This is a genomic window from Pantoea sp. RIT-PI-b (assembly GCF_001187905.1).
In the GTDB taxonomy this organism is placed as follows: Bacteria; Pseudomonadota; Gammaproteobacteria; order Enterobacterales; family Enterobacteriaceae; genus Pantoea; species Pantoea nemavictus.
The window spans coordinates 156483-179961 of the sequence record NZ_LGIS01000033.1; the positions used below are offsets into that span (position 1 = coordinate 156483).

15 protein-coding genes are annotated in these 23479 nt (G+C 51.8%); 5 read left to right on the top strand and 10 right to left on the bottom strand.

Going from position 1 to position 23479, the window contains the following annotated elements:
- Positions 1–2 precede the first annotated feature (2 nt).
- The 8 genes from AC790_RS21720 to AC790_RS21755 form a co-directional block, all read right to left on the bottom strand.
- Positions 3–1109: an ABC transporter substrate-binding protein gene (locus AC790_RS21720; RefSeq protein WP_082204303.1), complete on the bottom strand. Its 1107-nt coding sequence runs from the start codon at positions 1107–1109 to the stop codon at positions 3–5.
- 2 nt (positions 1110–1111) lie between these two features.
- A complete protein-coding gene (locus AC790_RS21725; protein ID WP_049853161.1) occupies positions 1112–3238 on the bottom strand; it encodes a TonB-dependent siderophore receptor in 2127 nt (708 codons plus the stop codon).
- Between the two features lie 157 nt (positions 3239–3395).
- A complete protein-coding gene (locus tag AC790_RS21730) occupies positions 3396–3695 on the bottom strand; it encodes an isochorismate lyase (RefSeq protein ID WP_049853162.1) in 300 nt (99 codons plus the stop codon).
- A gap of 9 nt (positions 3696–3704) precedes the next feature.
- On the bottom strand, positions 3705–4454 hold the full coding sequence (locus AC790_RS21735) for a thioesterase II family protein (RefSeq protein WP_049853163.1): 750 nt from the start codon (positions 4452–4454) through the stop codon (positions 3705–3707).
- Complete coding sequence (locus AC790_RS21740; RefSeq protein ID WP_049853164.1) at positions 4454–5521, bottom strand: NAD-dependent epimerase/dehydratase family protein; 1068 nt, start codon at positions 5519–5521, stop codon at positions 4454–4456. The genes AC790_RS21735 and AC790_RS21740 overlap by 1 nt, the downstream gene beginning before the upstream one ends.
- Positions 5518–10926 carry a non-ribosomal peptide synthetase gene (locus AC790_RS21745; RefSeq protein WP_049853165.1) on the bottom strand — a complete coding sequence of 1803 codons (5409 nt, stop codon included), beginning with the start codon at positions 10924–10926 and terminating at the stop codon, positions 5518–5520. Before AC790_RS21745 ends, AC790_RS21740 begins: the two co-directional genes overlap by 4 nt.
- Positions 10923–14312, bottom strand: coding sequence for a non-ribosomal peptide synthetase (locus tag AC790_RS21750; RefSeq protein WP_049853166.1), 3390 nt, complete (start codon positions 14310–14312; stop codon positions 10923–10925). The genes AC790_RS21745 and AC790_RS21750 overlap by 4 nt, the downstream gene beginning before the upstream one ends.
- The gene (locus AC790_RS21755) at positions 14313–15959 is read right to left on the bottom strand and encodes a (2,3-dihydroxybenzoyl)adenylate synthase (protein WP_049853167.1); all 1647 of its coding nucleotides are present in this window, start codon (positions 15957–15959) and stop codon (positions 14313–14315) included.
- A gap of 304 nt (positions 15960–16263) precedes the next feature.
- On the opposite strand from AC790_RS21755, the gene AC790_RS21760 reads away from it, so the two are divergent.
- Together AC790_RS21760 and AC790_RS21765 are read left to right on the top strand one after the other, a co-directional pair.
- Positions 16264–17157 carry a helix-turn-helix domain-containing protein gene (locus AC790_RS21760; protein ID WP_082204304.1) on the top strand — a complete coding sequence of 298 codons (894 nt, stop codon included), beginning with the start codon at positions 16264–16266 and terminating at the stop codon, positions 17155–17157.
- Between the two features lie 348 nt (positions 17158–17505).
- Positions 17506–18417, top strand: coding sequence for an alpha/beta fold hydrolase (locus AC790_RS21765; RefSeq protein WP_049853169.1), 912 nt, complete (start codon positions 17506–17508; stop codon positions 18415–18417).
- A gap of 182 nt (positions 18418–18599) precedes the next feature.
- Here the strand turns inward: AC790_RS21765 and AC790_RS21770 are convergent, their stop codons facing one another.
- On the bottom strand, positions 18600–19178 hold the full coding sequence (locus AC790_RS21770; RefSeq protein ID WP_049853170.1) for a TetR/AcrR family transcriptional regulator: 579 nt from the start codon (positions 19176–19178) through the stop codon (positions 18600–18602).
- Positions 19179–19356: 178 nt separating this feature from the next.
- Between AC790_RS21770 and AC790_RS21775 the strand changes: the two genes are divergently transcribed.
- The 3 genes from AC790_RS21775 (at position 19357) to AC790_RS21785 (ending at position 21531) form a co-directional block, all read left to right on the top strand.
- Positions 19357–20103, top strand: coding sequence for an SDR family NAD(P)-dependent oxidoreductase (locus tag AC790_RS21775; RefSeq protein WP_007885093.1), 747 nt, complete (start codon positions 19357–19359; stop codon positions 20101–20103).
- Between the two features lie 208 nt (positions 20104–20311).
- Positions 20312–20803 carry a nuclear transport factor 2 family protein gene (locus AC790_RS21780; protein ID WP_049853171.1) on the top strand — a complete coding sequence of 164 codons (492 nt, stop codon included), beginning with the start codon at positions 20312–20314 and terminating at the stop codon, positions 20801–20803.
- Positions 20803–21531, top strand: a complete 729-nt coding sequence (locus tag AC790_RS21785) for an SDR family oxidoreductase (RefSeq protein WP_049853172.1) — start codon at positions 20803–20805, stop codon at positions 21529–21531. Before AC790_RS21780 ends, AC790_RS21785 begins: the two co-directional genes overlap by 1 nt.
- Positions 21532–22333: 802 nt before the next feature.
- Here AC790_RS21785 and norW read toward each other — a convergent pair.
- Complete coding sequence (norW, locus tag AC790_RS21790; RefSeq protein ID WP_049853173.1) at positions 22334–23479, bottom strand: NADH:flavorubredoxin reductase NorW; 1146 nt, start codon at positions 23477–23479, stop codon at positions 22334–22336.

Consider the following 23479-nt stretch of genomic DNA (forward strand, 5'->3'; position numbering starts at 1 on the left):
CCTTATTTGACCGGCAACGCCGTCCAGAATGTTCCCTGTAGCGGCACTGATAGCCACTCGCTGGTTACCGTATGCAAGGTTGCGTCGGGATCAACATCAGCAAACAGTGTTGGATGGAACATTTTTGCCATCGCTTCAATGCCGACGAAGTAGAGAGGGCTATCGAAGAAGAACAGCCAGACGCCCCCCGTGTGTCCTGCTTTCACTGCCGACAAGTTGGCTATTTCCGCCGCTTTCAGCAAATGCGTGCTGCTCTGAGCAACCTGTTGAGCACTCGCTCCCGTGCCTATCTGTAGTCCGTCTCGGCTAACGGCTGAACCGCCGCCCATCAGGTAAAAATCAGGATTGCGTGAAAGGACATATTCCGGATTGAGCTTGCCAATCGGTGCACTGATCTTATCAGCACCAATATTGTGGCCTCCCGCCGCCGCAATAAAATCACTCATATTGCCGGGGCCGGAGGTGAAACAGCAGTCGCCTTTACCGGGATTGAGATGGAAGAACACGGAAGGACGCGTGCTGACTGAATCCAGTCGTTTTTGAACCTCATCCATATGTTGCTGCCAGAAGGCAATAATATGATCTGCTCTTGCCTTCTCATCCAGAACATCACCCAGTAATTTCAGGCTCGGCACGGTATTGGTCAGTGGTTCTCGGAAAAAATCCACGAACACATAAGGAATGTGCGCAGCATCCAGTGCCTTGAGATCCGGCGGAATCGGACCGTAGAGGGTAAAAATAACCAGATCGGGTTTAGCCGCAATGGTCGCTTCCATTGAGAAGGTGCCACTGTTCATGGTACCCAAAACGGGAATATTACGTGCCGCTGGATATTGCTTTGCAATCGCATCCCAGGTAGCCGGTGAGTAGCGTTGCAAATCGTCGCCCCAGCCAACAAGGTTGCTGATAGGATCTTTCTCCAGCAGCGCCAGCGTTATAATGTGGCGGCTTTCGCCCAACACAATGCGTTTCGCGGGGCCCGGCAAAGTGACCTGACGCTGCAACATGTCGGTAACGGTTATTGAGGCCCAGGCGGATGAAGTGCTCCATGCAAAGCACATCATAATCAGCATTGAAAACCAGCTTATTCTCTTCATAAAATCCTTCATGCTTACCAGCGATAGGAAAGGGTGGCGCTCAGTGAGCGGTCATAGCCGGTGCTACAGCTGGTGGTTGAACAACTCACCCAGTAATGTTTGTTGAACAGATTGTTCGCGTTGAGCGCCACATTCAGTCCCTGCAGCTGGCTATTTAACTGGCCAAGATCGTAACGAATGGCGGCATCCACCAGCGTGTAGTCCGGTACCTTGATGGTGTTGTTCGTATCGGCCCAGGTAGAACCGACATAGCGCACTCCTGCACCTAAGCCCAACGAGGCCAGTGGACCGCTTGCCACGGTATAGTTGCTCCACAATGAAGCCATGTTTTCCGGCATGGCGACGGGCGTGTTGCCCTGGGCACCTGCCACGTTGGATTTTGTGGTTTCGAGATCATTCCAGCTGTAGCTAGCGATAAGCTTCCACTGCTCCGTCAGGTTGGCTGTCGCAGAGGCCTCGATTCCTTTTGACGTGATCTGGCCGGTCTGGACTTTGTTCAGTGAGTTATTGGGATCGCTGGTCTGAACGTTATTTTGCTGCAAATCAAACCAAGCCAAGGTAAAGAGCGCATCTATCTGTTCAGGCTGATATTTCACCCCCACTTCCCACTGCTTACCGGTGGTGGGTTTATAGGTTTCACCGTAAATATTTGTCCCCAGCACTGGGGCAAAAGAGGTGGCATAACTCACATAAGGCGCCACACCGCTGTCGGTTATCCAGCTCAGGCCGGCCCGCCAGGTGGTGCGATGGTCATCCTGCGAGGTGTAAGTGTTATTGAGGCGATTTTTGGTATTGACCGACGCCCAGTCCTGACGCGCGGAAAGATCTAAATTCAGATGCTGATACAACGCCAGGCTGTTGGAGAGATACACACCGGTTTCATTGGCATTCTGCTGTGTGCTGGTGAACGCCGTGGTAGCGGGAAAGCGACCACTGCCGGTGGGCTGATAAATATCAATGCTTCTGGCACGTCCGTAGTTGAGATAGTAGTCCTCTCCGGTGTGACGAAAAGACAACCCAGCAACGCTGGAGCCGTGAACCGGCCCGGCATCCCACTCTTTTTTGAGGTTGTTATCAGTAGCGAAGATCTTTCCCTTGATACCAAACTCATAGGCAGCGCGATTGAGGGTCCGCATATCTGCCGCCAGCGCCGTGCCGGAGAGCGTTTGTGTCATCAGGTCAGTTTCGGTATAGCGACTCGCAGAGTGGAAGCTCCAGCGATCGCCAAAGTTGTGGTCGAGTTCGTAACCCAGATTGGTCTGGGTCATATGGTTATCGAGGTTGGTGCCATCGAGATAACTGTTGCGATCAACCTGACCATTGGGATTCGTGCGCAGCGTGCCATAGAGCGGCAGGAATGCACGCGGCGGACCGAATTTATTACGGTTCACTGAGGCCAGTACTGTTAATCGGGTATCCGCATCAGGAAGCCACGTCAGTGATGGTGCCAGATAGAGGGTGTCATCGGGTACGTTGTCGAACTGCGTATTACTGTCACGCGCAACACCGACGATCCGATAGAGCAGCGTCTTATCCTCATTGACCGGTCCTGACGTATCAAACTGCCCCTGCATACGACCGTGGCTGCCCGTTTGAATACCGACTTCATGCTGGGCGTTGAGCGTGGGATGCTTACTGATGCCATTTACAATGCCGCCAGGTGAGCCCGCTCCATAAAGAAAACCGTTCGGTCCTCGCAGCACATCAAGCTGTTCTAACCCGTAAGGTTCATAGCGTACGTAGGACTGTTGGGTAGTGGAGCGTAATCCATCCAGCAGCGTACCATTCAGCGTGGAGTCAAACCCGCGAATATTGAAATAATCGAAACGCGATGAGATGGCAGAGGTAGAGGCAAAAACGCCGGGCGTGTACTGCAACGCCTGCGTAGTGCTCTGGACGTTGCGATCATCCATTTCACCCCGCGTAATGACGGAAACTGACTGAGGTGTTGCCAGCACGGATGAGTTGGTGCGGCTTGCCGTGGTGCTGGTTTGCGAAACGTAGCCTTTATCTGCGACGGTATCCCCACCGGCTGTAACGGTAAGCGTCTCTTCCGCCTGTACACAACCGGCGTGTACCAGCAATGCGAGGCAGGTTAAAGGCGTTGTCCAGCGCGCCCAATTTTTATTATTGTTTTCCAAGGTGTTCTCCGAAAATGTGTCGACTTATTTGTCAGCTAAAAGTGTGTCAGTGAGGCACTGAGCAAACAATCAGCAACACTTTCGCTTGCGGAACTCTTTCTTTCGATGGAAAGCAAAAAGGGAACTTCCCGGCTTATCCGGGAAGTTCAGCAGGTAATCAGGCGTGGTTTTTCCGCCACCAGGCAATTTGGGTATCGATATACCAGGGAATAATGTAATGGAACAATCCAATAACAAACGGTGGATCTATTCCCTCATCTTTGGCCCATTCTAGTCGGTCCATCAGCATGCTATCCACGCGTTCAGGGGCCGGAATGCTCTCAACATCAGGTTTGAATTGTGATGCAGCCAGCACATACGTCAGGCGCTGCTGCAACAGGGATATCAGATGGCGATCGATGGCATCGATACCGGCACGTATTTCCTGCAAGTTTTGGCAATCTTTAGCGGCAATCACAGGTGCTCCTTATGGCATATCGAGGGGAAGTGGGGTGAGTTCCTGCATCAGGCATCGCAAAACGGCCTGCCAGTGCGTTGTCAGATAAAAGTGGTCACCCGGCCAACTGAGTAATTTGAAGTCATTCAAGGTGAAATTTGCCCAACGTCTGGCTTCAGGCTCGTTAACTTCACTGTCTTCGGTGCCGTGTAACACGGTAATGGGAGAGGTGAGCGTCATGGAGGATGTAGGCTGCCAGCATTCGATCAGCGCGTAATCATGGCGCAACTGCCCCAGCACTAATTCGCGCAGCGCAGGAAACTCAAATACTGAAGCTGATGTTGCAGAAAAGCGCGATACTTCAGTGATCAATGCCTGGTTGGATGCGAGATGAAACTGGGTCTGGCGCTGCCTGTCAGGCGGCGTTTGTCCCGAAACAAACAACTTACACACCGGGTTGCCCGAGTGCTGCATCGCTAAGGCCAGTTCCCAGGCCACGGTGGCGCCCATGCTATGGCCAAACAGAATTCGTGGTCGAGGCGGCAAGTTTGCAAGTTCTTCCATGAGCTGAGAAATCAGCATACGCATATCACTGATCGGGTCGTCGTCCAGCCGCTCTTCGCGTAACGGTAGTTGCAGCGCCCGCAGCGCCACGCCCGCGGGCAGTTGCTGCGCCCAGCGCTGAAAATAGCTGGCGCTACCTCCCGCATGCGGAAAACACAGCACTTCGTGGTGTGGATGCGGGCAGCTATCGAGCCGGGAGAGTAAAGCGTTGCGCATTAAATCGCCCCCTCAACGTTCTCTAGCAGCGACGGTAGCTCCAGCCAGCAGAAATTAGCAATCTGGCGTTGCAGATATTGCAGCGTCTCAGCAGGCGGCAGTACATCCGCCGCAAAATGCAGGCCTGTGGGCACCGCGCGCTGAATCACCTTTAATGTGGCAAATGCGGTCACCGCAGCCGTTAATTGCGCGCCCGATGCACATTCAACTACGCAAGCCCGACGCTGAAGATGTCCCTGTTTTTCCCCATAAGCTTCGACTGCCATCACATGCTGTAATCGCTTGCCTGCAAACGCTTGAATGCTTAAGGCCACCAAAGCTTCTGCTGCCTGCTCTTCACGTTGAGAACGTTGTGTCAGCCACTGGGTCAGCGCCTCCGAAGAAAAAAGGTTGTACCACGTCAAATCAAGTGCAGGTTGTGATGCACCGATGCGTTGCCATTCATTAGTCATAAACGGGAAGGCTGCTGCGCTTGTTTGCGCCAGCGGCAGCTGGATGGGTTCACCGCCCGGGCACAGTTGCAGTTCACCCTGGCGTAAGGCGGCGCCAGCAACGCCATATCCATTGTCCAGGCTGGCGAGAAAGTCAGCAGCGCCGCCGAATGAAAAGGGCTCACAGCTCAGCGCATAGCCTTTGGCTTCCTGCAAATGGTCAAACGCTCTGATGGCACTGCGCAGCAGCAAGCCGGATAACCCAGGCAACATCCCCGCCGATAAAATGAAATGCCGCTCGGGATTCACCTTGCCCTTAAGTAAAGAATAAAGGTTATCGTCGCCGCCGGGATCGACGTAATCACAATCCGACTCCGCCGCCATGCGCGCAACCCGATCACCAATCTGGCAACCGGGTGCCGCGCAATTGATGATCAGCTGACAGCCATGGCAAAAGTCGTGTAATGCGTCCTCATCAAACAGATCGACTTCCCGATAATCAACACCGGGATGTTTGCGCACAGGAAAACCGCGGCTGCCCGCGCGTAGGGGCACCACGTCCGCCAGTAGTGCAATCACCTGTTCTCCAACAGCACCGCGAGCACCCAGAATGCCCACCAAAGGTTGGCTGTTCATTGGCTGCCCTCATTCAGACCCAACGCGCGTAAAACATGCTGGCAGTGCTGGGCGCTCATGCAGCTAAAATGATCGCCAGGAAGATCATGTATCCGTAAAGGATGCGGACTATGTTGCTGCCAGTAAGCGGTCATCTCACTGTTCATTGCCGGTAAAACCTGCATCTCACCGTGCTGACGCAGGAAGGTAAGGGGATCGGGATATGCCCGTAACGCGTGCCCATTAACCGCCAGCAAGCTATGCCGAATCAGGCGATATTGTTCAGCAATGCGTGTGGGAGTGTTCAACTCACTGTCGGCAAAGGCGGTATGGTCGCGAATACGCTCCAGGCGCGCTTCAGAACTCATTGCTGCTAAGGTTGTGATTGCTGTTGCACAGAGGTCCTGTTTTCCCGAAGAGAACCGGGCGAGAGAGCCTTGTGGGATAACGCCCGGCGTCTCATGAAGGATGTCGTTTAGCAGCTGCTGGAACGCTTTTTCATCCTGTGGATAGCCAAGCGCTTGTGGGTTGGCTTGCATCACGCGTGCAAAAATATACTCAGCCAGAAGATCATCTTCGATGCGGAACGGCACCGGATAGCTGCTGATAATACTAAGTTGCGCTACATTGCGTCCCATATAAGTGAGTCTGGTGGCAATCTCCTGCGCCAGCATGCCGCCCAGGCAGTAGCCGACAATGTGTAATGGCGCGGTATCTTCGTGGTTCGAGATGATCTCTACCGCCTGATCTGCCAGCCAGGCAATGCCATTTTCTGCAGGATGGGCGAGGAACGGTTCTGGGCTGTTCAGTGCCATGCCCAGCACGCGCTGTTGCGGTCCGATGTTTTCAAGCAGCTCACGATAGGGTGCAAGGGTACCGCTGCCATCATGGATCAATAACAGCGTTGATTCGCTTTCTGCACCAGGTTGCAGCTCCAGCAGACGATAGTTCGAGACGCTTTGTTCGCCGAAGCGAAGCGCGAGAGCCGCCAGATGCTGTTCGTTCATCATGGCACGAAGCAGCGTATCCCAGCGCCATCCTGCGGCCTGCGGTAAGGTGGCGCGAAGTCGGCTGACCACCTGAGCCACCAACAGAGAATCACCACCCAGCGAAAAGAAGTTGTCGTAGCGGCCAACGCTTTCAACTTTAAGTACCGACTGCCAAATTTTGGCGATGTCTTTTTCCAGTGCGGTGATTGGTGCTTCAGCCACTCGCATCCCTTCCGCAGGTTTTGACGGCACCAGCGCGGCGAGCGCGCGACGATCAATCTTGCCGTTAGAGGTCAGTGGCAGTTGCTCAAGCTGGTGGATAGCATCGGGCAGCATCCAGCCAGGTAGCCATTGCGCGAGATGGTCCTGCAATGCTTGTTGTTTAACGCTGGCCTGCTGGGTTTTGAAGCGTGCCGCAAACACGTGTTGCCCTAAATCCTGTAACCCAAGCTCATCATTAGGGGCAATGACTATTTCCGTTGCGCCCGCCTGCTGCAGATAATTCTGCCATTCATCGATGCCCATAAAGGTCGTACCTTGCTCACGGCGACAGTCTTCAAAGCCGGTTAACCCTTCTTTAAATTCCATCGAGGACATAATCTGATAGCTGTTGCTGGTCGCTTCGATAAACACCAGCCAGCCACCGGGTGCCAGAATCTCTTTTAGCTTGCCGATGACATCAGCGGCATGACGTGAATTATGCAAAACGTTGGCGCACAGAATCACGTCACGTGAAGATGCCTCAATTCCCTGCGGCAAAGCGGGCTGATTGATGTCATACAGGCCATAACGCACCCACGGCCATTGGCTAAAGCGTTTCTCTGCTTCATTGAGGAAATAATTCGACAGGTCACTAAACAGATAATCCACCGGGAAATCATCCAGCGCTGGTATCAGATCAAGGCTGGTTCCTCCCACGCCCGCACCTACCTCCAGCAAGCGCAGTGTATCCCCGTTCTTTTCCCGGGCAATCTGACGCACTGTGGCGCAGACCAGACTGTTCACGGTTCGGCTGACTAAATTGTCACGATAAGCCGCTTCTGCCACGTGCGTCTGCCCTTGAGGGAACAACAGATCCAGCGGATCCGCTTCATTGCGCATGAGCGCCGGCAGGGCGAGATGGCTGTCATGCATATAACGCAGGATGGCGGCTCCCCAATTCACCTCCTTTTCCAACTGGTAGAGCCTGCTCCAACGCTGCTCTACATCCTGAAGCGTGATGTGTCGCTGTGCGCTGAAATGCGTTTCCGTTTTCTGCTGTAAAAAGCCGTGCTCGGTCAGTGCACGCAGCCAGCGGCCAATCAGACACTCATGGCGTTTTGCGACCGCGCCGCTGGCAATTAGATTGCTAAGGGCAACCGGAATCTGCGGATTGCTAAACTGTGGCAGGCTTAAAAGCGCCTGCGCCATAGCGTATAACGACACCTCTTCAATGCCCTGCGCCAGCTCTAATACGGTGGCGCGGTTCATTTCTCCTGCGAGTGTCTTTGCATGCTGAGGGAGTATTTTGGCTACATCCGAGCCTGCCTGAGAAACCGCTTGCTCTGCCGCAGTGACAAAGGCCAGCAGTCGCTGGGTGCTTTGGCCGCGATCGGTGACCAACACGCTGGCCGCTGCAATATCCTGGTGACGAATCAGCGTGCTTTCGATTTCGGCCAGTTCAATACGGTGGCCGCGCACTTTAAGCTGATCGTCTTCACGGCCAAGAAATTGCAGGTTGCCATCCGCTCTGTAAGCCGCCAGATCACCGGTACGGTACAGGCGTTCGCCACTTTGCGGGTGCGTGATAAAGCGCTGGGCTGTTTTTTCATCATCACGATCGTATCCGATCGCCAGCCCGGCACCGGCGATAAACAGATCACCGGCGACGTCTTCGGGACACTCATTCAGTTCGCTATCCAGCACATACAAGTGTTGGTTGGGCAGCGGGCGGCCATAAGGAATACTGGTCCAGTCAGGCTGAACATGGTCGATGGGATAGCAAACCGACCAGATAGCGGCCTCGGTGGCGCCGCCCAGACTGTACAGTTGCGCATTCGGTAAGGGCTGGCGGGCACGTTCAGGTAAATTAACCGGGATCCAGTCTCCCGATAACAACGCCGCGCGCAGTGAAGGACACTGTGCATCCGATTCACTGTGCAAATAATCCACCAGCATGGCGAGCTGTGCAGGCACCGAGTTCCACAGAGTGATGTGATCCGCTTGCATCAGACGAGCTAACTGCCACGGATCGCTGCGATGACGGGGTTCTGGTAGCACCAATGCTGCACCGGTAGCAAGAATGCCAAAAATATCGTAAACCGCGAGGTCAAAACTGAGGTTAGCCAATCCAAGCACGCGATCACCCTCATGCGGATTGAGCATGCGGTTAATGGCTTCAACCGTATTACGTGCTGCCTGGTGGCTTATCATCACCCCTTTCGGTTCACCGGTAGAACCCGAGGTGTAGATAACATAGGCAAGGGCATCAGGACTGACTTTCGGCCAGCGTAACGGCAGTACTGTGTCGTGCTGCTCATCGACGAGAATGAGCGGAGGCAAATCACTGTCTGTTTCCGCAAAAGGAAGCTGGCCGCTGTCGGCCAGAATGGCATCCGGGCGCGCAAGTGAAAGCAGCCACTGTTGGCGTTTTACCGGGAGTGAGAGATCTAAAGGAATCCAGGCGGCGCCCGCCCGCATTGCGGCGAGAACGGCAACAACCTGAGAGATGCTTTTTTCGATGGCGATCACCACCCGGCTTGCGGGTGTAAGGCCTTGTTGTAGCAGGCGCGCCGCGAGTGCATCGGCGGCAGCGGTTAATTGCTGGTAACTCAACGTTTGATGCGCATCCTTCACCGCCAGCAGGTCGGGAGTACGCAGCGCCTGCTGCCAGACGGGGGCATGCAACACTCCCTGCGGCAAAGCCATTGTGGTGTCGTTCATTGCCAGACGGCGTTGTAGCTGTGCTGCCGGTAAGGGCACGTTAACCGGGATATGCCAGGCACCCGCGTTTTCACACAGCGATTCAATGGTTGCGCGGAATGCGGCAAACATCTCTTTCGCCGTTGCAGCAGAGAGCATGCCTTCACGAATATCCCAGTTAATATTCAGGCCGTTTTCGCCTGGGCTGATTTGGCAATCGAGGGCCACCTGAGGCGTTTGCGTGATGCTGTAGGTTTGTTGCGCGCCTTGCAGCAGATGCGTACAGCAGTCCGTGCCGCTACTTATTGCGCTGGTAAATGCAACCGGATACAGCGCTGCTTCTCGGCCTCGCCGGCGGCCCAACTCGCGCAAAACATCGATACCGGTGAACGCGCTATGGTCGAGATCGCGCCATAATTGTTCCTGAATGACCTGAACCTGGCCAAGCAGGGAGCGCTGAGCCGCCAGTTTGATGTCGAGCAATTCTACTGCGCTGAAATCACCGATCAACTGATCTACCGCCGGATGCAATGGCTGGCGCTGCATCATGGTGAGGCTCAGGCCAAAATGGCTACCGGCTACCCAGCGCTGGAGTGTCGCCGCATACAGGGTGGCAAACAGCGCACTTAATCCCACCCCGTGCGCGGCGGCGGCCTGCGCTAATTGGGAAAATTGAGCGGGCGCTAGCACAAAGCCTTCGCGGAAGAATTTTGGTGTTAAAGGCACTGCGCAGATAGGCAGCGCCGGTGCGGCTGGTAATGTGTCCACTCTTGCCAGCCAGTAATCACGCGCCTGCAAATAATCAGCACTTTCACTCTGGCGCTGACTATTGATCACGTAGTCGCGGAACGTAATTGCGGGGGCTGTCACCGTTTGGCCCTGATAGGCCGCGCTTAACTGCTTCAGCAACTGACGCGCGCTCTGGAAGTCACACACCAGCAAATTGAATGAGATGTGGAGCACGGCGCAATCACTCATTTGCGTCACTTCCAGGCTAATCAGAGGCCAGCAATCGGGTTGGCCTTGATAATGGCTTAGTGCTTCCCGACGCTGTTGCAGGCATTGCTGCTGCTCTGATTTCGTTCGTTTGCCAATGTCTTCAACGTTTATCGTGGCCTCTGGCACCTCAGCGAGCGTCTGCTGCGAGCCGCTAGCATGAACGATAGTGCGCAACATATCGTGGCAGGCGATAAGTGACTGCCAGGCCGTGGTCAGGCGGGCAACATCCAGTTCTGCAAAACGAAACTCGAGGTAGCCATGGCAATCAACCCCTCCCAAAGTAAAAGCTTCACTGCGTCCCAGTAAATAGGCAGATTGCAGCCCAGTCAGCGGATAAGGCGAAAACCGCTGGGTCGGGTCGTCATGCCACTCAGGTTTGGTTAACGCCGCGATAAGTTCGGGCTTGTGCAGCTTCAGTAAAGAGACGCGTTCAGGCGTCATGGCACCTGCGGGTGCGCGATAGCGTAACGTGTCACCTTCGCACCATAGGACAATACCCGCCGCTTTTAGCTCACTAATCAATGTGGATGAATTCATAATGCTCCCTCTTCGGTGGTGGTATTGGCAGAACAAGTTGAGGTGATAAAGGTGGCCAACGCCGCCAACGTAGCGTTGCTGAGAAATTGACGCAGCGAGAGCTGTACGCCATACGTTTGATTGATGCGGTTGACCAGTCGCATCGCTTGCAGACTGTTGCCTCCCGCCTGGAAAAATGTCAGACGGATATCGCAGACATTCACTTCAAGTATTTCCTGCCACATCAGGCGCAGTTGTGCATGCAGGGGACTTTCATCGTGGGTCAGGGGCGTGGCTTGCGCTGCCAGCTCAGCAATCATCTTTTCGAGCGCAGCGCGGTTAACTTTGCCATTGGCGGTCAGGGGTAAGTTGCTGACAGTGTGGATGCGTGAAGGCAGCATATAAGCGGGTAGCTTTGCCGCGAGCGTAGCCAGTAATACCGCAGTGTCGAGTTGATTGTCGGACGTGAGAACCGCTTCGAGACGCTGATTTACCACCAGACAGAACGCATCGATTACACTCGGCAGTTGCTGCAGCGCTGACTCGATTTCAGTCAGCTCGATACGATTGCCATCCACTTTAACCTGATGATCCTGCCGCCCGAGAAAATGCAGCAAGCCATCCTCGGAATAGCAGCCGCGATCACCGGTGCGATACCAGCGCTCCCCCTGATATTCAACAAAACGGCGGTCGGTCTGAGCCGCATCACCGATGTAACCCCGCGCAAGCCCCACACCGCCAATCCACAACTCACCCGGTACACCGTCTGGGCAGTCACTGTGATGGGTGTCCATGACGCGAAACTTTTGGTTGGCCAGCGGATAACCGTAAGGAACGCGGGTTGTGCTGTCAGTCTCGGGCATTATTTCAAAGGCATTCGACCAGATAGCTGCTTCGGTGGCGCCGCCCATCGCAATAACCCGCACTGGATGGGGTATTCGCTGACGCAAACGCTTTGCCAAATCCGGCGCTACCCGATCACCGGAAACCCATGCCTGTCGAAGTGTCGGCAGGAAGGGCTGGTTTGACGTGGTTAATAACAGCATCTCCAGCAGCGCCGGGACGGAATTCCACAATGTGACTGCGTGCTGCTGCGCCAAAGACCGCCAGCTATCCGGATCGCGACGCTTATCTTCATCAGGCATGACGAGGGCGCCTCCCTCGGAAAGTAAGCCGAAGATGTCGTAGACCGATAAATCAAACTCCAGCCCGGAGATTGCCAGCACGCGATCCTCATGAGTGATGCCAAAGCGGCGATTGAGCGTTGCTATGGTGTTCCATGCTGCGCGATGCGTGATTGCTACGCCTTTTGGTTCTCCCGTGGAGCCCGAGGTATAGATAACATAGGCCAGGGTTTCGTCATTGCCGCTGGCGGGTGTTTTCAGAGCATGGGAATGAGGGTGACTGATTAACTCACTGGTTTGATAAACCAGCACCGATTCCGGCCACGGTTCAGCCCGGTGAGTGATGACACAGACAACCTCTGCGCGCTGGCATATCGTTATGCGTCGGGCGAGAGGATGATCAACGGCCAGAGGCAGCCAGCATGCGCCGGTGGCGAGCACACCCAGCACGGTGGCAATTTGCTCAATGCCTTTGGGGAGATTGATGGCAACAATATCCTCGGGTTTCACGCCGCGCTGACGCAGTTCAAAACCAATCTGCAGTGCGCGTTGCGCTAATTCTTGATAGCTGGTGGTACGATCGGCAGTAATAACGGCGGGTGCGTGTGGCTGATATTTTGCCTGTTGAAAGAAACCGTCATGCAGTCTTGCGGGCTCAATACTGAGTGCCGTGGCGTTGACCCGGCTGCGTATGGCCTGAGTAAAGGGAGGCAGGGATATATCGGGCACATCACGCCACTCCTGTTCGATCAGCGTATGCAGGCGCGCTAACCAACAGCTGAACATCGAACTTACCATCTCAGCAGGAAACAAGCTGTCCACGCTATCCCAGTTAAGTAGTAGACCTTCACGCGTTGGGTAGCTTTGATGATCAATCCAAACCTGAGGCGTTTGAGAAATCATCCAGTGCAGTGTGCCCAGCGTTTGTTCCGCGACTTCCGGAAGAAAAGGCTCGCCGAGGTTAAGAGCAAATACCACAGGCGCGGTGCGGGGAGCAGTCCCTTCCAGACGTGCTAAATCACGCAACACCTCTACACCTGAGTAATCGGCCTGGGCAATGTCACGGTGCAGTTGTGACTGCAACTGTTGCAGGCGCTGCACGAAGGATGCCGGTTGGCGGAAGTCAACTTCCAGCAGCAGCAGCGTGGTGAAGTCGGCGACCATATCGCCTACGTCTGGCACAAGATCGTTGCGGTTGAATAACGGCACGTTGAGCAGGAAATGTTTGTTCTCACTCCAGCGCGCCAGTATTTCGCAATACAAGGTCAAAAAAACTACGGCAAGGGTGATGCCATGCTGTTTGGTTTTGTCTTGCAAAATCGCCAATTGGTGGTGCTTGATCAGATAGTCGCGTCGGGTGAAACGCGGTTTGGTCACCATTTCGGGTTGCTGAGCCAACGGAAGTGCAGGCGCACCGGGCAGTGAACTCAGCCGCTGCTGCCAATAGGCTTTTGCCTCACGGTAACGTTGCTTGCTCTCAATCCCTTGCAGGTATTGATACTGGAAAAAGTTAGCCTTTAAGGGAGGTAGAGCGTTATCTGGCTGATTGTAGAGCTTAGTCATATCTCGCAGCAGAACATTTATGCTCAGAACATCCGCGACAAGCAGGTCTATATTCAGGTGAAGCCGGGCCACATTCCCTGGCAGGCGTGAAAGAGCAACCCGCAGCGGCCATCCCTGTTCAACATCCGCGCGATAGTGGGAAAACTGCTGACGATATTGCTGTAGCCTCACGTCAACCTGATTGGCGGACATGGCGCGTAAGTCAGCCTCTTCAACCGAAAAAATACGGTCGCACACTGGCACATGCTGCTCTCCTTGTGCGGAAAACTGCACCTGAAGCATGAGATGCCGTTCGACTAAACGCTGACAGGCCCGGCGCAGGCGCTTCGGACAAATATCAGCGCCTTGTAGTTCGATATACACCTGACAGCTATTGCCACCCAGCGGTTGATCTTCCTGTCTGCCCATCCAATAGGCTTGCTGTACCGGAGTTAATGCGATTGGCTGCGCAAGATCCTGTGTGGGAATTTCAGCGAGTGCAACTGTGCTTGCCGTTGCTTTATCGGGAAGCAGAGCAAGCCAGGCAGTGAGAGTAGGGTGCTGTTTTAACGTATCGAAACTGCAATGGACACCCTGTTTGCGCAGCAGGTTTACCGTTCTCATCAGGCCGATCGAATCGACGCCTTGCAGCAGAAGAGAGTGATTAGCCTCTAATGCCTCCACAGGCAATCCGGTTAAATTAGCCACATGATTCAATAAAAGTTCTTTGAGACGCGGCATTTATTTCTCCTCCGGATTAAAGAGAAAGGCTTGCTTTAATTTCGCACGAAGTTGTTTTTTGCTGACTTTACCGACACCGGTTAAATTAAACGCCGTAGTGAAAATAAATCGATCTGGAATTTTAAAGCTCGCCACGCCTTGTTGAGTGAGAAATTGGCGCAGTTCTGTGGCTGAGGGCGCAGGAGAATCATATAGAATGAAGGCACAACACTGCTCGCCTAAATAATCATCATGAATGCCGACCACCGCCGCGTCTTTAACGGCGGGATGGCGCAATAAAATATCCTCAAGTTCACCGCAATCAATTTTTTCACCACCACGGTTAATTTGATCTTTATCGCGGCCTTCAGAAATAATATCGCCATCCAGAGTAAGTCGGACTAAATCACCACTGCGATAAAAACCCTGGTCGGTAAACGATGCGGCATTAATTTCGTCAGGAGCATAATATCCACGGATAGTGTAAGGGCCGCGCGTAAGCAAGAAGCCCATTTCACCCGCGGCTACCGCTTCGCCATGCTCATCGACAACCCGAATCTCATCTGCGGATGTCATGGGTTTTCCCTGAGTGGTTAATGCCCGCAGGGAGACATCGCCAGGCTGAGTAAAACAGATCAGGCCTTCTGCCATACCGAACACCTGCTGCAAACTGCATCCAAGCACTGGGCGAACACGTTTTGCAGCTTCATAACTCATTTTCGCGCCCCCCACCTGCAGCATCTCCAGTGAGCACAAGTTGGGCTGATAGACTTCAGCCGCATCCAGCCAGACCATAGCCAGTGGTGGTACTAACGCGGTTACCGTGACGCGGTGTTGATCAATCAGATCAAAGCAGTGATCGGGATAGTTTTTATCGCTAATGACCACTCTTCCGCCTGCCAGCAACGTGCCAATGAAACCGGGACAGGCCAGCGGAAAATTGTGGCCCATCGGCAACACTGTCAAATACACAGTTTGAGGTCCAAAACCACAAGCCTTGATGGCAGCGCGGATATTACAGAGATAATCCCGATGACGACGCGGAATCAATTTTGGTATGCCGGTGGTACCGCCAGAAAGTTGAAAACACGCAAGATCGTCAGGATGATGATCGGGAAGTGGGCGCTGCGGTGCGCGCTCAGCAGATAATATTTTGTACAGGGAAGCGCCTTCCGCAATGCTTATCTGCTGAATATCAGGTAACGCCCGTGCCAGACTTTGGGCAACCTCTTTCAGCGATTCTCCATCGAATGTTTCCTGATAAAAATAGGCCTTAGCATTGGCCGCCCGGGTAAAAGCCAGAATCTCATTTTCCCTGTGCGCAGGCAGCACGAATACCGGCACAATTCCGGCGATAAAGAAGGCAAAAAGCGCCTCGACATAATTTATTGAATTCGGTAAGTGAAGGATGACTACATCACCTTTATCGATATTCATTTCTCTGAAACGCGCCGCAAGCTGAATACCACGATCACAAAGTTGGCCGTAGGTCCGGCTTTCGTCATTGAAGCAGATTGCTATTTCATCGCGATGCGCATTTGCAATATCATGAATACATTGGGCGAATGTCTCTTCATTCCATAATCCCTGACGAAAATAATTCTCACGAGATTCCTGTGGCCATTCTGCGAGTGTATAGTGCGCAGTAAGTGAGGGGTTATTTTTCATATTTAACCTGCCAGACCTTAACGTTATTACTGAATAATTAAGGGGCAACTGCCCTGAGATAAAATCGGTAATATTGTTATGCCTTCAGGTTATTAATAACAATCATCAGAACTTTAGCTGAAGAAACTAATTCTTTAGAAATTATGAAAGTCTGGACCAGTTAAAACTGGTAACCCATTTTCATTATGCGGTTAATAACATCAGATATTAAATTTTCAACAGCTAAAGTGATAGACAGGTATTTACATTCCCTTTACAGTGAGAATGATTATCAATACCATTTTTCGCATAAGGGAGTTCGACGATGGAGCGACAACAGCGGGGCATGAAAGAGCGAGTTGAAAGCGGTGCACAGATCCTACTGAATGGCGATATTGCGCTGACCAGCGGCAGTGTAAAACCGCAACGTGCCATCTGGCACGATGAACAGCTTCATCTCGGCTTGAAAGTCATCATCATTGAAAGCGGTGAATTGTTGTGCCGCTTCCCCCAGCAAAAAGAGTTACATATTAAGGGACCTGCGCTGTGCGCTATCTGGAATCAGGATATCGCACAGGCCAGCCAGTGTTTTCTTCCGGGTGCGGACCTGCGTTTCACTGCCGTTAATCTCTCCACTAACTCATTAAGTCAGTATCTGTGTGAGGATTCAATGAGCCGGTTAGAGGCAGGTATGCATCTCGATCTGTCTGCTAAATCTAAAATGCGCGTACAGGCCGCGCCAAAATGCCTGTGTGGACTTAAAGCCCAGCTTTTTACCAACCCTCTTGAGGGCGTTGCCCGTCAGCTCTATATGACGGGCAAAGCACTGGAGATCGTAGCGCATACCCTTGACAGTTTGAGTGCGAAAAATGGCGCGATTGAACCCGCGATGCCGCGTTTGAGTAGCGGTGATATCGCACGTTTGCACGATGTCAAAACGCTGCTGGCCGAGCGGATTGATTCACCGCCCTCGATTACAGAAATCAGCGCGCTGGTGGGTCTCAACACGCGTAAACTCACCACCGGGTTCAGACGATTATTTGATCAAAGCATATATGGCTATCTTCAGACACTTCGACTGGAAACCGCATGGCACATGCTCTCAAGCGGAGAAGCCAGCGTGTCGTCAGTGGCTTATCAGGTAGGCTATTCACCGGCTCATCTGTCGGTCGCATTTCGCAAGAAATACGGCTTTGCGCCTAAGGATATGCGGTGCTGAAGAGAAAGTGGACGAGATAATCATATGTTGGTTGATTAAGTACAAAACCCTGCCAAAACGGCTGTGCAGAACATCCAGCAGCATTGATTTGTCGAGGCTCAGCTCGTCAATGAGTTTCTTAATGTCAATAACGGTTTATAAGTGATCCACTTTTGGCACGAAGCAGACATTGCACAGCAGCTCCGCTATGAGTGAAAAGCGAACTCATGTTTATCCTGGCAGCGCGGAACTGTTACCAGCACTTGCCAAAGTCTTTGTATCCGTTCCTTAATAATTTTATCTTTTATAATAAACCCTTCTGTAAGCTAACCCGGTTCATCAGGGATAAAAATAACAAGGACTAAACTCATGCCTACCGCAACTATTCGTGCCACGCTTGGAGGGACTCTTTTATTGATGTCAGTCTTAGTCTCAGCGTCCGCAACTCAGTCTATGTCCCTACCTGCAGAGCATCCGAACTCGCAGCGTATCTCTGTACAGACGCATGGCTCAGGAGCGGATGTCATACTAATTCCGGGGTTGGCATCGTCACGCGAAGTTTGGGCCGATTTAGCATCAGGTTTACGTAAGAGCCACCGCATTCATCTTGTTGAGCTTGCGGGCTTTGCGAGTACGCCTGCCATTGCCAATCCTGACGGGAAGGTCATCGCTCCGGCAGTTGATGCCATCGCTGATTACATTCAAAGCCAGCACATCAAAGCACCGGTAATTATTGGCCATTCTCTTGGGGGAGAAATAGCAATAATGCTGGCGGCCCGTCATCCCGACCTGGTCGGTCGTTTGATGATCGTCGATGCGTTGCCGTTCTATATGCTGATGATTGATCCTGCGGCGATCAGCGAAACTGCTGCCCCACGTGCTACTGCTACGCGGGATTGGCTACTGGGGCTGTCGCCGGAGCAAATGGCAGAGTTTCAGAAAACATCCATAGCCCGTCTGGCTAAGACCGAGTCGGAGAGGCCAGCTTTGGTGACGGCGGGGATTAATTCTGATCGCAAAACAGTGGCGGATGCCGTGTATGAATTAATGATTACCGATCTGCGTCCCGAACTTGGTCGCATTAAAGCGCCGATTGAGGTCATGTACGCATATGACACCTTATTCGGGATTCCTGCCGCCAGCGTCGATGCGATGTACCGTCAGGCCTATGCTTCTGCGCCAGATATTCATTTCACACGTATCGATAACAGTTTTCACTTTATTATGCTGGATCAGCCAGAACGGTTTTCCAACGAAGTAGAGTCATTCTTAAATCAATAGATGCTGCTGCTGCACATCAGCTCGGCTGTGAGAGAAAAGCAGCCGCTCTTGTTTTCAATAACGATGTATAAGTTATCCACTTACCACTGTAGGTGATGAATAATTAGGGGGAGATGGGATTTTAAATAATAACATAACCGTTTTAGAGAACGGATTGATATAGGCGACCCAAACGCTCAATATTATTTAACATGTGCAGAAACAACCTGTGAAGACATTTTTGCTGTTTCTATTAGTCTGCGTTGAGACATGCCCTGATAGGCTGCAGCAGATAACCCTTTCAATGTCACCACAATAAAGTCTGTAAGGCATTCAGCTGATTGTGGACACTTAGCCATAAGCCAGTTATGAATGGCTGTAGTTCCTGGCTGAGCTATCTTACAGGCGACTTCCCGGGCATCTTTATCATCAGCGCGCATGCCCTCAGTAACCAAACAACCACGCTGATGCGCATGACGCCCGTATTGTCTGGCTGCTGCAATAAGCAAAGCTTCCACACCTGCCGCAACAGATTTCTCGGGTGATAAAAGTTTATCTAGAGGAAGCGCGCTCTCCTGTGCGTAACGTTCCAGTGTCCTCTGGTATAAACCCACCTTACTGCCATACGCAGCATAAAAACTGGGTGGCTTAATGTTCAACGCCTGAGTCAGGTCAGCAATGCTCACTGCGTCAAAGCCATGTTCATGAAATAGCGCCTGTGCAATGGCCACACCAGCCTCGCGATCAAAAGCAGGGCGTCGCTGCCTGTTTATCTGTGTCATCTCGCCTCCTGAATGCTATTTATATAGTAATCGCTAAATGATAAAGCATCAAAGGTTAAATTTATGTAATTGAATTTAATCGATTTATAAATAGTCATTAAAATAAAGCTTGTGCATGAATCTTTTTCTATGTAGTGATCACTACATGTTCAATCACTACCAGAAAGGAAACATCACCATGCCTCAGTCATTCCAGAACAAAATCGCAGTTGTAACCGGTGCGTCATCCGGCATCGGTCTGGGTATCGCGCAAGAGCTTGCCGCACGCGGTGCAACCGTAATCATTACTGGCCGAAATAAAAATAAACTTGAGTCGGCAGTCAGTACGTTAGGCCCTGATGCGAGTCAGGTTCAGCTGGATGTATCAAGCCTCCCCGATCTGGATACATTTTATGAGCAGATTAAATCCCGATTTGGTCGCATTGATATTTTAATCGCTAATGCTGGCATGGGAGAAATTGAACCACTCGGGCAAATTACTCCCGAGAAGTTTGATCGCCAGTTCACCACCAACGTAAGAGGTATTACATTTACCGTGCAGAAAGCCTTACCGCTGATGAAACCCGGTAGCAGCATTGTTATTACAGGATCGACGGCCTCAATTAATCCCGGGGAGGGGATGAGTATTTATGGCGGTACCAAGGCCGCATTACGCGCAATGGTACGTAGCTGGATACTGGATATCAAAGGTTCAGGCGTTCGCATAAATGTTCTCAGTCCGGGCCCGGTTGATACACAGTCTTTACGCGACTTCCTGCCACAGCCTGTGGACGTAATTTTGCAATCGTTAAGAGACCGCAGCCCAATTGGGCGCATTGGGAAGATAAGCGAAATTGCAAAAGCGGTTGCTTTCCTTGCCAGTGAGGATGCCGCCTATATCAATGGCGCTGAAATATTTTCTGATGGCGGTGCATCGCAGATCTAATATTTTTAATGTATCGCAGAGGCTAACAATTATATCTCATCTGCCGAGTGACGTTGTTCATCATTTAATGTGAGCAATACATTTGCTGCACTGCTGGGCTGAAGGTGTCAATTACACGCTTTCTGTGTCTGCTATCAAATAAAGTTAATTATACCCGTTCGCTTTTAAAAGAATGTGGAATTTAATCCTATCCTGAGGAGTTCTAATCATGACTAACTTTAACAAAGTTGAAAATATTCAAAATTATATCGATGAATTACAAATACAGCGTTTGCTGGCTATCTATGTTCACAATCTGGATGATGGGAAATTTGCCGAAAACGCTGAATTGTTCCAGCATTCCGAATTTATCGTTTTAAGTGATACTGCGCAGGGTCGCGAAGAAGTTGAACAATTTCTTATCCATGGCGTTCAGCGCCATGAAGACGGAACGCCCCGGACGTCGCATAACGTTTCTAATGCACTGATAGACATCTCGCCGGCCGGTGATACAGCAACGAGCGTCAGCTATTTCACCGTTCATCAGGAGTTGGATGGATTTTCATTGCAGCCAATTTGCACTGGACGCTATTTCGACAGTTTTGAGAAACATGACGGTCAGTGGCGCTTCACATCCCGCAACGTTGTTCCGCGTTTGATGGGTAATCTTCAGTTCCATGTTGGCAACTCTGCCGCCCGTTCACAGGCTGAGGAGGCGTAGTGGACACTAATAAGAACGCTCTCGTTACCGGAGCCAATAAAGGTATTGGTTTTGCAATCGTCAAAGGTCTGGCAAAGGCCGGTATGACGGTCTGGATGGGCGCGCGCAACCGCAGGCGGGGTGAAGAAGCCGTTGAACGCTTAATCCAGGAAGGTCTTGACGTCAGACTACTTGAACTGGATGTCTCGGATGAAGCAAGCGTGGCCAATGCCGTTAATGAACTCTCGCGTAAAGTCGCATCACTTGATGTCCTTATTAATAATGCCGGCATCATCAATGATATTCATACCCCCCCAAGCCAGGTCAGTATTGAGGATATAAAAGCGGTGTATGAAGTTAATCTGTTTGGCCCGATTCGGGTGACACAGGCGTGCCTACCTCTGCTTAAAGCGTCCAGCAATGCCCGGATTGTCATGATGGGCAGCGGCGTAGGATCCTTAACGCTAATTACCGATCCGACTTCAATATATTCAAGCGTAAACCTGCTAGGTTACACCTCTTCAAAGGTTGCTCTGAACGCTGTTACCGTTTCATTCGCGAAAGAAATCGAACCTATGGGTATTAAAGTCAATGCCGTTGAACCCGGACATGTGCAGACCGATTTAAATGGCAATACGGGTTTTCTGACGCCAGATGAAGGAGCCATTACGGCCATAAAAATGGCATTAACGGAATCAGATGGGCCGACGGGTGGTTTTTTTGGTAGCCATGGTCGTCAGCCCTGGTAGTGGAGTTCTTGTTGGATATTTGCTGGCTTAACCGAAGCTGATGAGTAGTTGTATAACAGCTAAAGCCAGGGATTGAATGACCGACAATTCATCATTCTCTAAATGGCTGTGCTTAGCACAAGAACACCGAGAACCATGGATGATAAAAAGGCGTTATGTGCAAGGATGCACCTGCCAGCCCCTATTAGCTGTGAAGCAAGGGACGCGCATTATATAACGATTGTTCAGATTACAGGTTTTGTCAGAGGCATAACGGCGAAAGGCCTAAACAGCGGCAAGGCACGGTCTGTTTTTTGATAACGTCAATACAGAGATAAACATCGCGGCGTTTAATCCACGGCAACATTCATTAATGTCCGCTACAGGTACTGATTGAAACTTATAAAAATGCGGCTTAGGTGTTGTTTATTATTCAGCCACAACCTTTTTGCCTTCTGCTGGCTCCCACGCATTCCACATCTCCCAAAATATCACCGCAACGACCTCCTTAAGCATTTCAGGTGGGAACGTTTTACGCTGAGAAATCGTTCCAATACTTGCATCAATGCGTGCATCAACGTCACATGTTCCCATATTCATGGCGAAGGAATCACAGTGCATGCTTAACCAAATAATTCTCCCACAGGTGCAAGAGGAGGGGTTATGCAGGGTAATATTTCAGGCATATTCATTGTGCCACATCCTTTGATATTAAGTTGGAAGCAATGGCCGGTGGATTACCGGCCTGGTTGATGCAAGGACCATCGCCGCTTTAATTAGCGAACCTAAATGCGTCCGATCGTCTGTTAATAAAATGCTTGGGTTAAGATGCGCCCGAAAGTTTGATGTCCTTCAACATACTGAATGCCAGCTTCATATGCTCTTCGCTGACAACAAATGCCCGTAATGCCCCGTCTTCATCACGGCCTTGAGCAATAATGCCTGACGGGGATAACGCCATATCCCAATGATAAGCTGCATTCGCTGGATCGCCCGCCAGGTGAAGCGGCATATCCGGCGTTTTAACCTTGATCAACATGGCTGGCAGCATCAGTTTGGCGTCGTGACCGGTAAGGTTTTTAGCCAGCGTCATTGCCGCAAGGGTAGCGGGCTGCAGATAGGGCATCAGTTTTCCCTGAATCTCTGCACAATCACCCAAGGCGTAGACATCGGTAGCCGAGGTGGCGAGAGTGTCATCAACCACAATTCCACGACGTGTTTCGATTCCCGCACTCTGCGCCAGCGTAAGATTAGGGCGTAAGCCAATGGCACACACCACGGCGTTAAAAATCCTCCGTTGTCCGTTACTGAACGTTGCCTCCAGTAAATCTTCATGCCGTGAGATTTTGGAAAGTTCATGCCTGAAGAGAAACTCTACCCCGTTGTTCATCAAACGGTTGTGCAGACGAGCACTGATTTCCGGTGGTAACAGCGCCGAAAGAAGGCCGTTACTGCGGTCCATTACCGTTACTGCTTTACCTGCACGGTTAAAATCCATCGCGAGTTCTGTGCCGATGAGACCCCCGCCGACCATCAATATTCGATGCGCATCTATCAGCGCGTTGTCATAGCGGCGGTATTCCTGCTGACTGTTTAGCGTGAAGATCAGATCACTGCCCTCTATCGCCGGTACGATGGCCTCGGCACCAGTAGCAAGCACCAGCTTGCCATAGACGTAATCGCCAGCGGGAGTTCTGATAACCTTTGCTGCCGTATCAATGCGCGAAACCGTGGTAAAAGGATGCAGCATGATGTTCTGGTTTTCCGCCCACTCTGCTGCGGTTTGTCGAGTGAGTGCCTCAGCGCGATAACCCATACTGAAAACATGACTGAGTTCGGGCTTGTTGTATTCATCACAGCTATCGGCCGCAAAGATGCGAATCGGCACATGTTTATCCAGATGCCGGATGTTTTTGACCAGCTGGCGGGCGGCGAAGCCTGAGCCAACAATCACAATGTCTGCTGACAT